Origin of the sequence: Xanthomonas melonis (genome assembly GCF_020783655.1) — a bacterium.
GTDB lineage: Bacteria > Pseudomonadota > Gammaproteobacteria > Xanthomonadales > Xanthomonadaceae > Xanthomonas > Xanthomonas melonis.
In genome coordinates this window covers 71835-86453 of record NZ_JAJGQH010000014.1, presented here as the reverse complement: position 1 = coordinate 86453, position 14619 = coordinate 71835, and the positions used below count along the sequence as shown (strand labels likewise).

Annotated in this window: 11 protein-coding genes; 5 read left to right on the top strand and 6 right to left on the bottom strand. The window is 68.5% G+C overall.

The genetic code is table 11. From position 1 onward, the window contains the following. Window positions 1-140 precede the first annotated feature (140 nt). The 5 genes from LL964_RS14825 to LL964_RS14805 all read left to right on the top strand — a co-directional run bounded on the left by LL964_RS14825 (window position 141) and on the right by LL964_RS14805 (window position 6387). Entirely contained in the window at window positions 141-1091 is a 951-nt protein-coding gene (locus LL964_RS14825; protein WP_104587900.1) for an SAM-dependent methyltransferase, read from the top strand. Between the two features lie 335 nt (window positions 1092-1426). After that, on the top strand, window positions 1427-3562 hold the full coding sequence (gene rlmKL, locus LL964_RS14820) for a bifunctional 23S rRNA (guanine(2069)-N(7))-methyltransferase RlmK/23S rRNA (guanine(2445)-N(2))-methyltransferase RlmL (protein WP_104587899.1): 2136 nt from the start codon (window positions 1427-1429) through the stop codon (window positions 3560-3562). Window positions 3563-3720: 158 nt separating this feature from the next. After that, window positions 3721-4497: an NAD kinase gene (locus tag LL964_RS14815; RefSeq protein ID WP_104587975.1), complete on the top strand. Its 777-nt coding sequence runs from the start codon at window positions 3721-3723 to the stop codon at window positions 4495-4497. Between the two features lie 184 nt (window positions 4498-4681). After that, on the top strand, window positions 4682-5647 hold the full coding sequence (locus LL964_RS14810; protein WP_104587898.1) for a 5'-nucleotidase: 966 nt from the start codon (window positions 4682-4684) through the stop codon (window positions 5645-5647). After that, a complete protein-coding gene (locus tag LL964_RS14805; protein ID WP_104587897.1) occupies window positions 5644-6387 on the top strand; it encodes a spermine/spermidine synthase domain-containing protein in 744 nt (247 codons plus the stop codon). Before LL964_RS14810 ends, LL964_RS14805 begins: the two co-directional genes overlap by 4 nt. A gap of 49 nt (window positions 6388-6436) precedes the next feature. Here the strand turns inward: LL964_RS14805 and LL964_RS14800 are convergent, their stop codons facing one another. The 6 genes from LL964_RS14800 to LL964_RS14775 all read right to left on the bottom strand — a co-directional run bounded on the left by LL964_RS14800 (window position 6437) and on the right by LL964_RS14775 (window position 14507). Next, window positions 6437-7003, bottom strand: coding sequence for a DUF2939 domain-containing protein (locus tag LL964_RS14800; protein ID WP_104587896.1), 567 nt, complete (start codon window positions 7001-7003; stop codon window positions 6437-6439). A 268-nt stretch (window positions 7004-7271) separates the two neighbouring features. Further along, on the bottom strand, window positions 7272-7958 hold the full coding sequence (locus LL964_RS14795; RefSeq protein ID WP_104587895.1) for a DUF2461 domain-containing protein: 687 nt from the start codon (window positions 7956-7958) through the stop codon (window positions 7272-7274). After that, on the bottom strand, window positions 7955-9400 hold the full coding sequence (gene sbcB, locus LL964_RS14790) for an exodeoxyribonuclease I (RefSeq protein ID WP_104587894.1): 1446 nt from the start codon (window positions 9398-9400) through the stop codon (window positions 7955-7957). The genes LL964_RS14795 and sbcB overlap by 4 nt, the downstream gene beginning before the upstream one ends. Before the next feature lie 130 nt (window positions 9401-9530). Next, window positions 9531-10898: an FAD-dependent oxidoreductase gene (locus LL964_RS14785; RefSeq protein WP_104587893.1), complete on the bottom strand. Its 1368-nt coding sequence runs from the start codon at window positions 10896-10898 to the stop codon at window positions 9531-9533. A gap of 171 nt (window positions 10899-11069) precedes the next feature. After that, window positions 11070-12344 (bottom strand): kynureninase, encoded by a 1275-nt coding sequence (gene kynU, locus LL964_RS14780; RefSeq protein ID WP_104587892.1) that lies wholly within the window; start codon window positions 12342-12344, stop codon window positions 11070-11072. A gap of 33 nt (window positions 12345-12377) precedes the next feature. Next, the gene (locus LL964_RS14775; RefSeq protein WP_104587891.1) at window positions 12378-14507 is read right to left on the bottom strand and encodes an FUSC family protein; all 2130 of its coding nucleotides are present in this window, start codon (window positions 14505-14507) and stop codon (window positions 12378-12380) included. Between the last annotated feature and the right edge of the window lie 112 nt (window positions 14508-14619).

Sequence of the window (14619 nt, the reverse complement as noted above, 5' to 3'; positions counted from 1 at the left end):
TGCATGGCTGCCCGGCGCCTTGCCTCGGCCTGCGGTCGCGTTCGTTCGCCGGCAGACTGCATCGCTCTGGTCACCGTCGCGGCCAGCGTCAGCCGTCACCATGGTCGATGGACCGCGATCAACGCTTGACGAGGTGAACGATGCAACACGAAACGCAACCGGTGTCGCCGCAGGCGCGCCTGATTTCGCACGCGGGCGATCTGCCGCGGGACGATGCGACCCTGCTCGCCTCGATCAAGGCGCGGCTTGGCCAGGACCCGGCACGGTCCGCGGCCGAGGTGGAGCGCCTGCTGCAGTTGCTCGATGCGCTATGGGAGGTGGAGCTGGGCCGGTTCCTGCTCCGCAACCGCGGGCTGGATGCGTCCTGGACCCATCGCCTGGTGACGCACCCACCAGGCAGCCTGGCGCGCGAGGCCACGCCGGCACTGGAATACGCCCTGTTCGAGACACTCCCGGCCGTGCTCGCCACGCGCGAGCGGTTCGGTATCTTCCGTGCGCAATTGCAGGCCCTGCTGCGGCCTGGCATGACGCTGGCTTCGGTGCCTTGCGGCTGGATGGGCGACGTGCTGAGCCTGGACTACCGGCAGTGTCCGGAGGTGCAGTTGCTCGGCATCGACCTGGATCCGCAGGCGCTGGAAGGTGCGTTGAAACTGGCGCGCCAGTACGGGCTGGAGGGGCGGCTGTCGCTACGGCTGGAAGACGCCTGGACGCAGGGCGATGCCGACAGCGTGGACGTGCTGACCAGTAACGGACTCAATCTCTACGAGCCGGACGACGCGCGCGTGATCGCCCTGTATCGCGCGTTCTTCCACAGGTTGCGGCCCGGCGGCACGCTGCTGACCAGTTTCCTGACTCCTCCTCCGAGCCTGTGCGCGCACTCGCCATGGCAGATGACGCTGATCGACCCGGCGGCGCTGGCATTGCAGAGCCAGATCTTCGTCGATATCGTGCAGGCACGCTGGGCATCGTTCCGCACGCACGCGCAAACGCGCGGGCAACTGGAGAGCGCCGGCTTTGCCGACATCCGTTTCATCGACGATCGCGCCAGCCTCTTTCCCACCGTTATCGCACACAAGCCCGCCAAGGCCTGAGAGGCGGTCACTGGCCGGTACGCCCGCGGCAGTGGCGGCGTTCGGCGGTGCCGCTGCCAGGTCCGGGCGATCCGGTCATCGCGGCAATTGGTGGGCGTTGCAGGCAGTCCCGGGCACTGAGCGGCGTGCGCTGGTGGCGCTGGCATCGGGGAGGGCTGGCACCGTGGTGAACCGTGCAGGGGGACGTCTGGCCGACGGGCTGGTAATGCTGGCTCCGATGGCCGACCATTTGCGCCCGTCCACGGCGGCCACGGCCCAGCTCCTGCGGGCGCCGGCCCGTTGTCCTGTTCCCACGCTCGCCGCCGCGGCCAGCGTCTTTATCGATACCTGCCCACGTGAAATTCTTCGCATCCTGCGCCAAAGGCCTGGAATACCTGCTTGCCGACGAGCTGCTGACGCTGGGGGCCAGCAAGGCCACCGCCACCATTTCCGGCGTCAACGTCGAAGGCCAGTTGCGCGATGCGCAGCGCGCGGTGCTGTGGTCGCGCCTGGCCAGCCGGGTGCTATGGCCCCTGACCGAATTCGACTGCCCGGATCAGGACGCGCTGTACGCCGGCGTTGCCGAGTTGCCGTGGCACGAGCATCTGGCGGTGGGGCACACCCTGTCGGTGGATGCGCACGTCTCCGGTACCGCCATCACGCATGCCCGCTACGCGGCGCAGCGCATCAAGGATGCAGTGGTCGACAGCATGCGCCGGCAGGGCCTGGAACGCCCGTCGGTGGACGTGGACAGCCCGGACCTGCGTTTGAACCTGTCGCTGCGCAAGGGCCGCGCCACCATTTCGGTGGACCTGGGCGGTGGTCCATTGCATCGGCGCGGCTGGCGCATGGCGCAGAACGAGGCGCCGTTGAAGGAAAACCTGGCTGCGGCGGTGTTGCTGCGCGCCGGATGGCCGCGCGTGTATGCCGATGGCGGCGGCCTGCTGGACCCGATGTGCGGCAGCGGCACGCTGCTGATCGAAGGGGCGCTGATGGCCGCCGACGTGGCGCCCGGCCTGCAGCGTTATGGCAGCGACGTGCCCAGCCGCTGGCGCGGTTTCGACCGCGAGGGCTGGCAGCAATTGGTGAACGAGGCACGCGATCGCGACAGCGCCGGACGTGCCGCGCTGAAGCAGGTGATCCACGGCAGCGACATGGATCCGCATGCGATCCGTGCTGCCAGGGAAAATGCGCAGGTCGCCGGCGTGGCCGAAGCGATCTGGTTCGGCCTGCGCGAGGTGGGCGATCTGCAGACGCCGCCACACGCCACCGGCGCGGTGGTGTGCAATCCGCCCTACGACGAACGCCTGGCCGCCGATGCGGCGTTGTATCGCCGGCTCGGCGACACCTTGCAGCGGGTCGTGCCGCAGTGGCGCGCCAGTCTGCTGTGCGGCAATGCCGAGCTGGCCTATGCGACCGGCCTGCGCGCGGGCAAGAAGTACCAGCTGTTCAATGGCGCGATCGAGTGCGCCCTGATCGTCTGCGACCCGATCGCAGTGCCGCGACGCACCCCGCTGGCGGCACCGACCGCGCTCAGCGATGGCGCGCAGATGGTGGCCAACCGCCTGCGCAAGAATCTGCAGAAACTCAAGAAGTGGCGTGCCCGCGAAGGCATCGAATGTTTCCGCGCCTATGACGCCGACCTGCCGGAGTACTCGGCCGCCATCGACGTATACCAGCAGGCCGATGGCGACCGGCGCAGCTTCCTGCATGTGCAGGAGTACGCCGCGCCGGCGACGATTCCCGAAGCCGATGTCCGCCGCCGTCTCAACGAATTGCTCGCCGCCGCACGCGAGGTCTTCGACGTCCCGGCCGAGCGCGTGGCGCTGAAGTCGCGCGAGCGCGGCAAGGGCGGCAGCAAGTACGGCCGTTTCGAGCAGCGCAACGAGTTCATCCACGTGCGCGAACATGGCGCGTTGCTGCGGGTGAACCTGTTCGACCATCTGGATACCGGGCTGTTCCTGGATCACCGTCCGTTGCGCGGGACCATGGCGCAGCAATGCAGGGGGCGGCGTTTCCTCAACCTGTTCTGCTACACCGGCGTCGCCAGCGTGGAAGCGGCGGTGGCCGGGGCCAGCGCCACCACCAGCGTGGATCTGTCCGGCACCTACCTGCAGTGGTGCGCCGACAACCTGGCCTTGAACGGGCTGAGCGGCGCACGCCACACGCTGGTGCAGGCCGATGCGCTGGCCTGGCTGGAAGCCGAACGTGCGCATTACGACGTGGTGTTCTGCGACCCGCCGACCTTCTCCAATTCGGCGCGCGCGGACGACTTCGATATCCAGCGCGAGCACGTGCGTCTACTACGTGCGGCGGTGGCACGGCTGGCGCCCGGTGGCGTGCTGTATTTCTCCAACAATTTCCGCCGTTTCAAACTGGACGAGGTGGCGGTGGCCGAGTTCGCGCAGTGTGAGGAGATCAGCCCACGCACCATTGATCCGGATTTCGAGCGGAATGCACGCATCCATCGTGCCTGGCGGTTGACGGCGTGAGTTGAGGCCGGCTGCCGGGACGGCATGACGCGTAGCGCTGGCGAGGTGGGCGTGCGTTGCCGCGACGCAGGCGCGTTCACCCAGGCGAGGGCGGAGCGCAGCGCAGTGAGCCCATGACGGCGCTGCGGTATGCTGGCTCGCATGTACTGGAGTCGACGATGACCGCATCACCCCGTATCGCCTTCCTGGCCAGCCCCACCGAGCCTGCGATGAACGCGCGCGCCCGCCTGGTGCAGCGCTATGGCGACCATCCGCTGGAGATGGCCGATGTGGTCTGCGCGCTGGGTGGGGACGGCTTCATGCTGCAGACCCTGCATCGCCACGGCGCCGCCGACAAGCCGGTGTTCGGCATGAAGCTGGGGTCGGTGGGATTTCTGATGAACCAGTACCGCGATGGCGAGGACGATTTGCTGGCGCGCCTGCAACGTGCCGAGCCGGCCCATTTGCGGCCGCTGGAAATGCTGGTGCAGACCGAGTCCGGCACCAGCGCCGGCTCGCTGGCCTACAACGAGGTGTCGCTGTTGCGGCAGACCCGGCAGGCCGCGCATCTGAGCGTTGATCTCAACGGCCAGACCCGCATCGCCGAATTGATCGGCGACGGCGTGATGGTAGCCACGCCTGCCGGCAGTACGGCCTACAACTACTCCGCGCACGGGCCGATCCTGCCACTGGGCTCGCATACGCTGGCGCTGACCCCGATCGCGCCATACCGCCCGCGGCGCTGGCGCGGCGCCATCCTCAAGGCCGATACGGAAGTACGCTTCCGCGTGCTCGATCCCTATAAGCGCCCGGTCAGCGTCACCGCCGATTCGCACGAGATTCGCGATGTGGTGGAAGTGACCATTCGCGAATCCAGCGAGCGCCGCGTGACCCTGCTGTTCGACCCGGAGCACAACCTGGAAGAGCGCATCTTCAGCGAGCAGTTTGCGGTTTGACGGCGGGGATTCGGGAGTGGGGATTCGGATTGATCATGACAACGGCACGGCACGCGATGCCGTCTGCCTGCGGTCGCGCCGACGCGTTAGCATGCGGCGCGGGTCGTGCAACGCCTGATTTCCCGTTCCCGATCGCCGCGCCAGACCAATCCCGAATCCCCAATCACCAATCCCGGCCTTTCCAATGCCCGACAACTCCCCCAGGTTATTGACCGTCGCAGTGACCTCGCGCGCGCTGTTCGATCTCGAGGAAGGCCATGCCTTGTTCGAGGCCAGCGGGGTGGAGGCGTATTCGGCATTCCAACGCGAGCACGAAGACGACATCCTGCAGCCGGGTGTGGCCTTTCCGGTGGTGCGCAAGTTGCTGGCGCTCAACCACGGTGCGCCGGAAGAAACCCCGCGCGTGGAAGTGATCCTGCTGTCGCGCAATTCGGCCGATACCGGCCTGCGCATCTTCAACTCGATCCAGCACTACAACCTGGGCATCGTGCGCGCCACGTTCACCTCTGGCGAGCCGACCTGGCCGTACGTGAAGCCGTTCGGCACCGATCTGTTCCTGTCCGCCAATCCGGAATCGGTGCGCCGCGCGCTGGCCCACGGCATCGCTGCGGCGACCATCATGCCGCGCGCGCCCGGCGAGCGCGCCGAGGCCGCCGCGGCGATCGCCGACAACGACGAAAGCCGCCTGTCCACGCAGCTACGTATCGCCTTCGACGGCGATGCGGTGATCTTCGGTGACGAGAGCGAACGTATCTCGCGCGAGCAGGGCGTGGAGGCGTTCGGGCGGCACGAGCGCGAGCGTGCGCGCGAACCGCTGTCGGTCGGGCCATTCCGCAACTTCCTGTCGGCGCTGCATACCCTGCAGGCCGCGTTTCCGCCCGGCGAAGCGTCGCCGATCCGGACTGCCCTGGTCACCGCGCGCTCGGCGCCGGCGCACGAACGGGTGATCCGCACCCTGCGCGAATGGGGAGTGCGCCTGGACGAGGCGCTGTTTCTCGGCGGACGGCACAAGGGCCCGTTCCTGCAGGCGTTTGGCGCAGACATCTTCTTCGACGACTCCCAGCACAACATCGACAGCGCACGCCAGCATCAGCACGTGGCGGCCGGACATGTGCCGCACGGGGTGGCCAACGACCCGCCGCAGGCATGAGCGAGGGGCCACGGCCGCCGGCGCGTGCCGGGCTGCTGCGCACCTGGCGCAAGCTCGAACTGTCCTTCAGCGACGACACGGTGCAGACCCGCATGTCGCGCTGGGCACCGCATCGGCTGGTGTTGCCGTACACGCGCAGCATGTTGGCAGCGCTGTGGCTGCAGCCACGCCCGGCATGCATCGGATTGATCGGCGTAGGCGGCGGTGCGCAGCTGAAGTTCTGCCACCGCTACCTGCCCAGCACACGCATCGAGGCGGTGGAAGCCGATGCGCAGGTGCTGGCGTTGCGCGATGCATTCGTGCTGCCGCGCGACGACGCGCGGCTGGAGATCACGCTGGGCGATGGGGCGCAGTGGATCGCCAGCCGCGCCGGGCGCTACGACCTGTTGCTGCTGGACGCCTACGACGCCGACGGCATTCCGCCGGCGCTGTGTACGCCGGAGTTCTACGCACAGTGCCGGGCCGCGCTGCGCCCAGGCGGGGTGCTGGCATTCAATCTGTACGATGTGCCGATCGCCGAGCATCTGGGGCAGCTGCGCACGCTCTTCGACGGCCTGGTGCTGGTCTTGCCCGAGCCTGATCTGCGCAACCAGATCGCGTTCGCCTGGACCAGACGAGGGACGCCGGCACCGCTGGAGCAGGCGCTGGCGCCGTTGCCGTGGATGGCGCGTCGCCAGCTGCGCCCGTCGATGCGGCGGCTGCAGGCGGCCTGGCAGCAACGGGCCTGGCGGTTTTCATAACCGGCGCGCCGCCGCCACAGCGCGGCACGTGCAGCCGCTGCGCCGCGCGCTACGGTGTGGGCGCCGTTGCCGTATCGGTCAGCGGCAGCCGGATATCGGTCAGCCGCCAGCGCAGGCCCTGGCGGGTCAGCACGAACACCACCGGCGCGCCGGCCGCGGTCTGCGTGGTGGCGGTGAAGCGGCGGATGGATTCGAAGCGCTGGTTGGCGTCCTGCAGCGGGCGCGCCGGTGCGGCCGCGGCATAGGTGTCGGCACTGACGGTGTCGCCGGTCACACGATTCCACACGTGATGGCCCTGCAGCACGGCGCCGATGCCCAGCGGCGTGACCAGGGTATCCACGCCCGCACCGCCGATGCCGCTGGCCAGTTGCAGGGCGAAGCCGCCGAACAGGCTCGATTGCAGGCCGCTGCCGGCCTGACGCACCAGATAATCGTCCAGCTGCGCCTTCAGGTTGACGCGTAGGCTGGGAAAATCCACGTAGCGCTCCAGCCGCGCGGCATCGCGCTCGGCGATGGCCTGGCTGATGCCGCGGATGGCCAGATACGGCCCGGCGATCACGTAGCCGGCCAGCAATACCACCGTTGCCAACGGCAACAGCCACCAACGCTTCTTCATCGTTCGCACCCGGTTGCCGTGTGGGAGGTGTCGGCGCGCAGCCGGCCGATGCAGGCGTGGAGTGAATCGCGCAGGCGATCCCGCGTCACCGCGAACGCCAGCTCGCGCCCGGGTGCGCGCCTGCGGGAGGACGTGGGGCTGGCTACCGACTTTTCGCCCGGCACTCGAGCAGCCGCGGGATGCCGGTAGCCGCGCCTCCGGGCGCGATGGGCGTTGCCGATGACGCGTGGCAACTGCAGGCCTGCGACGGCTTGCCTCGCCTGCCGCATCAGAATTCCAGATCCAGCGCCGCGCACAGGTAATCGACGAACGGGGCCAGGATGACCAGGTCCGCCTCGATGGTCTGGCGCAGGCGCGGCCCGGTCATGATGCTGTCGTCCAGATGGCGCAGGTAGGCCCAGTTGCGGTGCTTGAGATCGTCGATGAACTCGAAGTCGTTGGGAAAACCACGCGGTGCGCGCACCAGTTTTTCGCTGTCGTCCAACGCGAACTTGCGGCGCAGCGTGGGGCTGTGCGCGGCGGCCCTCCAGCTGCCGGGATTGTCGAAGATGAACTGGCGCAACTTGCGCTGGGTGTCCGGCTCGGGATGCCAGAGACCTGCGCCGACAAAGCTCTCGCCCGGTTGCAGATGGAGATAGAACGACGGCGCCGGCACCTGCCGCCGGCGCGCATGGAACAGGCGCGCGCCCTGCCAGGTCTTGTACGGCGATTTGTCGTTGGAAAAGCGTGCGTCGCGGTAGATGCGGAACAGCGAGCCGCCCTGGGTCTTGGGATCGGCGCGATAGTGTTCGCTCACCTGCGCAAGCGCCGGCTGCAGATCGGTGATCAGCTGCAGGAATGGCTGACGCACATGGGCTTCGTACTGATGCCGGTGGTCGTTGAACCAGGTCTTGTCGTTGTGGCGGGCCAGGGCGCGCAGGAACTTGAAACTGGCGTCGGAAAAATAGGTGGTCATAGCGTGCGTTGGAGATCCGAGCCCCAGGCGGCGAGCTGGTCGAGCAGGGCTTGCTTGGTAGCATCGTCGGGGTGAGCAAGCCGTAAATCCGCGATCTGCGCGTGGTACTGCTCCAGGGTGAGTTCGCCCAGGCCACGGTCGTCGAGCAGGCGCTGGCGGCGGTAGGCATTCCAGCGATCGAGTTCTGCGATCGACAGCGTGTGCGGCCAGTTGCGCGCGCGATAGCGGAACAGCAGCTCGATCAGGCGCGGATCGCGAAACCGCGTTTCCAGTGCGCCCAGTTCGGCCGGTGCGCTGGCGCGCACCTGGCTCAGCAGGCGCTTGTCGCCTTCGGCAAGGAAACCGTCATAGAGCGAGGCGTCGGCGTCGTTACCCGCCGCATCGGCGCTGCGCTCGCCCGCATACACCTGGCGCACCTTCTCGGCCAGGGTCGGGCCGAGTGCGCGCAGGCGCTCGGCCTTGGCCAGTACCGCCGCCCGGTCCACGCCCAGGCGCTGCAGATCGGCCTCGCGCAGATGCTGCCAGGCGACCAGTGCCGGCGACTTGTTCAGATGCACTTCCTTCAGCGGGATGCGTTGCTCGCCCTCGGGCAGATCGGCAGCGCGGATGTACAGGCGCTCGGCGATCTGATCCGGGCTCAGCCGCAGCAGCACCTCCGGATCGCCTTCCAGATCGAACACGATCACCCGGCTGTCGATGCGCGGATGCCGGGTCAGCGGCAACACTACCGCCGCGCACAGGCGCGAGGCGGGATAGCGCTGGGAAATGTGCAGCACCGGCTGCATGGCGATCACATCCAGCAGGGTGGCGGCGAAGCGCTTGTCGCGCAGGCGCAATGCGTAGTCCCATAGCTTGGGCTGGTGCTGCTGAAACCTGCGCGCCATGCCGATGGTGGCGTATACGTCGGACAGCGCTTCATGCGCCTCGCCCTCGCGCACGTCGTTGGCGTCGGCCAGGTGTTCCAGCTTGAACGAGGTGGCGCCATCCTCGCGCTGTGGCCAGACGATGCCGTCGGGGCGCAATGCATGCACCAGACGCAGCACATCCAGCAGGTCCCAGCGCGAATTGCCGCCGCGCCACTCGCGTTCGTACGGGTCGTAGAAATTGCGGAACAGGCCGCAGCGCACGAATTCGTCGTCGAAGCGGATCGAGTTGTAGCCCAGCGTGCAGGTCTGCGGGCGGATCATCTGCTCGGCGATCCGTGCGAACGCTTCGGCCTCGTTCACACCTTCGCGCAGCGCGTGCTGCGGGGTGATGCCGGTGACCATGGTGGCGTAGGGCGAGGGCAGCAGATCGTCGGCAGGCTGCACGAAGAAGCTGATCGGTTCTTCGATCACGCGCAGCTGCGCATCGGTGCGCACGGCGGCGAACTGCGCAATGCGGGTGCGGTGTGGGTCCTGGCCGAAGGTTTCCAGGTCGTAGAAGAGAAAGCTCTCAGGCATGCGGTGGCGACATCCGGATCCGCGGCGCACGGCGTATGCGCCGCCAGTGGCCGCTAGTATCCCTCATCGCCGGGTCCGCACGCTGAGGCGCGGCTGTGCCGCCGCGCGCGACACGCTGCAGGCGCCTGTTTCAGTGCGCGCCCTCCAGCGGCTCCAGGCGCGCATGCACCACCGTTTCCAGCGCGGCCCAATCGATCTGCGACAGGTCGCGATGCCCGCGCGTGGCATCGACCAGGATCTGCCGCTGGATCTCGCTGCGCGCCAGCGCGATCGAATAGCGCGTGCGCAGAAAGGTGACCATGGTGTAGTGCGGCACGAAACGGGTGGGCCAGCGCGCCTGCAGTTGCTGTTCGAGTTCGCGTTGCAGCAGGAAGTCGGCATCGCCCACGCGGTCGCGCATTTCCAGATAGTTCTCCAGCGCCATCTGCTGGATCGCGGAGGCATCGTCGCGGCGTGCGGCCTCGAATGCGGCGAACGCGCTGCCGATGTCGTCGTGCGCATCCATCTGCTCGGCCAATGCCACGCAGTCTTCGAATGCGCAGTTCATGCCCTGGCCATGGAAGGGCACCATCGCATGCGCGGCGTCGCCGATCAGCAGCGCACGGCTGTCCAGGTGCCAGCGCTCCAGGGTCAGGGTGCCGAGCAGGCCGGGCGGATGTTCTTCCCAGTGTTCTTCCAGCTGCGGAATCAGCGGCAGCGCGTCGGGAAAATCGCGGGCGAACAGGGCGTGGGCTTCTTCGCCGGTGCGGGTGGTGGCGAAACTGGGGTCGCCGGCGTTGGGCAGGAACAGGGTCACGGTGAAGGTGCCGCCGTCGTTGGGCAGCGCGATGCACATGTAGCGCCCGCGCGGCCAGATGTGCAGCGCATTGCGCTCGATGCGGAAGCCGCCATCGGGCAACGGCGGAATTTCCAGTTCCTTGTACGAATGATCGAGAAATTCGATGCGCTCGCCCAGCGGCGATTTGCGCTGCATCGCCGCGCGCAGTGCCGAGCCGGCCCCGTCGCTGCCGATCAGGCTCTGGAAGTGGATCTCGTGCGGCTGGTCGTCGCGGTCGTCGATGAAGCGCGCGTAGCCGGCATCGAAGTCCACCGTGTGCAGGCGGCGATGGAAGTGCACGCGTGCGCCGGCCTGTTCGGCCAGCTCCAGCAGCGCAACGTTCAATGCAGCGCGGTGGATGGACCAGATCACCTCGCTGTCGTCGCGGCCGTAACGCTGCAGCTGCGGCTCTGCGCCGATCGGGTGCACCATGCGTCCGCGCATCATCACCGCCTTGGCCATCACCGCCTCTTCGGCACCGGCCTGGCGCAGTGCGTGGCGGCCGCGTTCGGCCAGTGCGAGGTTGATCGAGCGGCCGGACTCGTAACCCTTGATGCGCGGGTCGCCACGGCGCTCGTACATGGTGATCTGCCAGCCGCGGCGCGACAGCAGGATGGCCAGCAGGCAACCGGCCAGGCCGGCGCCGATCAGGGTCAGGGAGCGGGGGGAAACTGGGCTCAATGCAATGTCCGGCAGCAGCCGGACGCAGCGCCGGCGAAAAGGGGGAAGACAACGGCTGGCAATGACGGCCGCCCTGGCATCAGCCGTGGGCGGGCTCGGAGTGTACGTTGACCTGCAGCGATTCCGCGCGCCGGCCGTGCGGCGTGGTGGCGGTGCAGTCAGCCTGAGCGCTCAGGCCGCGGCCCAGGCTTCGACCTGTTCCACGAAGGTGTGCAGATCGCTGAAACGGTTGTACAGCGGCACCGGCGCGATGCGGATCACGTCCGGTTCGCGCCAGTCGCCGAGTACGCCGACCGAACGCAGATGCTCGAACAACGCCCGCCCCTGCGTGCGCCCGCCAACCACGCGCAAGGACAGCTGGCAGCCGCGCCGCGCAGGTTCGGCCGGAGTGACGATCTGCAGCACCTGCGGCAAACGCGCATGGATCAACTGCTCCAGATGGCCGGTCAGCCGTTCGGACTTGGCCCGCAATGCGGCCATGCCGGCCTGGTCGAACAACGCCAGCGAGGCGCGCAGCGGTGCCAGCGCCAACACCGGCGGATTGCTCAGCTGCCAGCCTTCGGCGCCGGGCGAGGGGACGAACTGCGGGTCCATGCGGAAGCGGGTGTGCTGCTCATGCCCCCACCATCCCGCCATGCGCGGCAGCTCGCTGTTGGCATGCCGCGCGTGCACGAAGCAACCGCCCACCGCGCCCGGGCCTGCATTGAGATACTTGTAGTGGCACCACACCGCGAAATCGACGCCATCGTCATGCAGGGTCAGCGGGATGTTGCCTACCGCATGGGCCAGATCGAAGCCCACCGCGGCGCCCTGCGCGCGCGCCAGCCGCGCGATTTCGCCCAGATCGAATGCCTGCCCGGTGCGGTACTGGATACCCGGCCACAGCACCAACGCCAGGCGCGGACCGTGCTGCACGATGGCATCGGCAATGGCCGCCATCGACAACGTGCCGTTGGCTTCATCGGCCTCCACTTCGATCAGATGCGTGGCCGGATCCAGCCCGTGCAGGCGCAGCTGCGATTCGACCGCGTGGCGATCGGACGGGAAGGCACCGGCCTCGATCAGGATCGCGCCGCGCTCGGCAGTCGGGCGGTAGAAGCTGGCCATCATCAGGTGCAGGTTGACGCTGAGGGTGTTCATCGCCACCACTTCGCCGGGTTGCGCGCCGACCACGCGCGCCAGCCCGTCGCGCACCAGCTGGTGATAGGTCAGCCATTGGGTCGGGCCGGTGAAGTGGCCTTCCACCGCCAGCGCGCCCCAGTGATCGAGTACCTCGTCCACCATGACGCGCGCATCGCGGGGCTGCAGGCCCAGCGAATTGCCGACGAAGTAGGTCTGGTCCGCACCGGCATGCTGCGGGAAAACGAAGGCATCGCGCAGCGCGTGCAAGGGGTCGGCGGCATCCAGCGCTGCGGCATGGGAGCGGGACAGTGGGTCGGTGGTCATCGGGCTGGCAGTGGTCTGTAGCGATGCGGCAGTTTACCCGCCGGCTCCGTGGACGCCGTCATGCGCTGCGGATGTTTCTGTCGAGATCGCTCGCGCGGGGCGCAGCAGATGGGTGAGCGTGCCGATGCTGTCGGTGACGCGGTCGATGGTATCGGCCAGGGCGGCGCTGGCGGGCGAGCTGTCGGGCAGTGCGGCCAGCGCTTCGGAGAGCGTGCGCTCGGCGCTGCGCAAGGTGGCTGCGGCCGGCGTGCCACCGTCGACCAGGCAGGTAATGAGCTCGGCCAGGGCCTGGTCGGCGCGATCGGCAAACGCCGATAGCGCATCCAGCCTGGGCAAGGTATGGCCATCGCGCAGCACCGCTTCCAGCAGCAGGGTGGCGCGGATCAGCCGGTTGCCATTGGCCAGCAGCGACTCAGCGAGTTTGAGCTCCTGCAGGTTGCGCCGGCTGCGCGGCTCGCCACGCAGGCGTTCGATCGAGGCCTGCGTGTTGGTACGCGCCACGCGCGCCGCAGCGCGGCTGTCGCCCAGGTGGTCCATCCGCCCCAGCAGCAGGTTGTGCAGGTGCTCGCGATAGGCGTCGAGCAACTGCGCCAGCGCGGCGCGGATATGCCGACGTTCGCGCGTGGGCCACAGCGCATAGGCGATCAGCGCCAGCGTGCTGCCGGCCACCGTGGCTTGCAGGCGCGCGCCGACCGCTTCGCCGGGCGTGACGCCTTCGAAGGACAGCAGCAGCACCAGCATGCCGGTGAGGAAGGCCACGCCGATGCCGTAATTGACCTGGGTCAGCAAACGGAACCCCAGGCAGAACAGCGCCAGCAAGGCCAGGCGAATGCTGGCGCCATCCATCGCCAGGTGCGCCAGCAAGGTGGCCAGCAGCAGTCCGACGAAGGTGCCGGCCACGCGTAGCGCGCCGAAGCTGAAGGTGCCGCCGAAATCCGGCTTGAGCACGATGGCGGTGGTCATCGGAATCCAGAAACCGTGCGGAATCTGCTGCCAGCGCTGAACGGCGATGGCCAGTGCCAGGCACACGCCGCAGCGTAATGCATGCCGGAACGCCACCGAGGATAGATTCAGATTCGCGCGCAGGGTGGCCCATCTGGCTGCCGGCCGCAACGCGGCCGGTAACCGCGCCTCGGCCAGTTGCGCCTGGATATCGCCGCGGCTGCTGGCCCAGTGCGCATTGCGGATCAACGCTCGCAACTGCCCGCCCAGGCCTTGCGCACGCGCCACCGCCACGCGCACCAACCGGCGCTCGCGGGTGTCGGCATTGTCGTGCTGGATCTGCGCCATCGCGGCGATCAGATCGTCGAATCCGGTCATCGAGGCAGCGGCCGCCTCCGGGTCTTCGCCCACCGTCATCGCATGCGCCAGCTGGTCCAGCACGATGGCGCTGCGTTCGAGTACCCGTTCGATCGCCGGGCGCGCCTGCGACTCGCTCAATCGGGTGTCGGCGTCGGCCAGCGACAGCAGCTCCAGCCGCACGCGATCGCACAGCTCGGCGATGATGCGAAAGCTCTGCACGGCGATCGCGCGCGAGCGGTGCTCGCCATGCAGCATCACCATCGCATCCAGCACTTCCTGGGTGGCCGGCGGTGCCGCGCTGGCCTCCGGACGTTGCCGGGCGATGCCGGCCAGCTGGCGCATCAGCTCGGCCAGCGCGAAACGCTCCGGCCGGTAGCGCTGCAACGGCCAGGCCGCCAGCGCCAGCAGCACCTGCAGCAGGCCGCCGGCGAAGATCAGCGCCGCCACGCCGGGCGCCTGGTCGACCGGCAGCCGCATGTCGGCGCTGACCACCAGCAGGATCATGCTGGTCAGGCCGACCCGCGCCGCCACCGGGCCCAGTGCCACCAGCAGGCCACCACCCAGGCCGAGCAGCAGCCCGGCCAGCACCAGGGCCGGCGTGTCGTGCCCGACCCACACGCCCAGCAAGGCCGCCAGACCCGCGGCCAGCGCGGCCATCAGCATGCGCTGCAGGCGTGCGCGGTACGGGCCGGGTTGATCGGAGAACATGGTGTTGAGCGCGCCGCTGCACACCGCCAGGCCGGCGGCGACATGCCCGGTGGCGACGCCGACGGCCAGCGGCAGCACGACCGCCGCCGTATTGCGCAAGGCGACGCGCAGCGGCACATCGCGCGGTTTCAGGTCGATCAGTGCGCGCAGCATGGTGCCGGCGGCTGTGGTGCCAGTGGAGGGAGCTGACTCGGCGGCTGCCTGCGTACGCCAGATCCGGGCGGTTCAGGAATGCGGTTGATCATGCCCTGTCCCGGGCACGTCA

Excerpts from the sequence above, each read along its gene's own strand:
- kynU (WP_104587892.1), bottom strand. The coding sequence starts at position 12,344 with ATGACCACCGACCCACTGTCCCGCTCCCATGCCGCAGCGCTGGATGCC.
- LL964_RS14815 (WP_104587975.1), top strand. The coding sequence starts at position 3,721 with ATGACCGCATCACCCCGTATCGCCTTCCTGGCCAGCCCCACCGAGCCT.
- sbcB (WP_104587894.1), bottom strand. The coding sequence starts at position 9,400 with ATGCCTGAGAGCTTTCTCTTCTACGACCTGGAAACCTTCGGCCAGGAC.
- LL964_RS14805 (WP_104587897.1), top strand. The coding sequence starts at position 5,644 with ATGAGCGAGGGGCCACGGCCGCCGGCGCGTGCCGGGCTGCTGCGCACC.
- LL964_RS14800 (WP_104587896.1), bottom strand. The coding sequence starts at position 7,003 with ATGAAGAAGCGTTGGTGGCTGTTGCCGTTGGCAACGGTGGTATTGCTG.
- LL964_RS14825 (WP_104587900.1), top strand. The coding sequence starts at position 141 with ATGCAACACGAAACGCAACCGGTGTCGCCGCAGGCGCGCCTGATTTCG.
- LL964_RS14810 (WP_104587898.1), top strand. The coding sequence starts at position 4,682 with ATGCCCGACAACTCCCCCAGGTTATTGACCGTCGCAGTGACCTCGCGC.
- LL964_RS14795 (WP_104587895.1), bottom strand. The coding sequence starts at position 7,958 with ATGACCACCTATTTTTCCGACGCCAGTTTCAAGTTCCTGCGCGCCCTG.
- LL964_RS14775 (WP_104587891.1), bottom strand. The coding sequence starts at position 14,507 with ATGCTGCGCGCACTGATCGACCTGAAACCGCGCGATGTGCCGCTGCGC.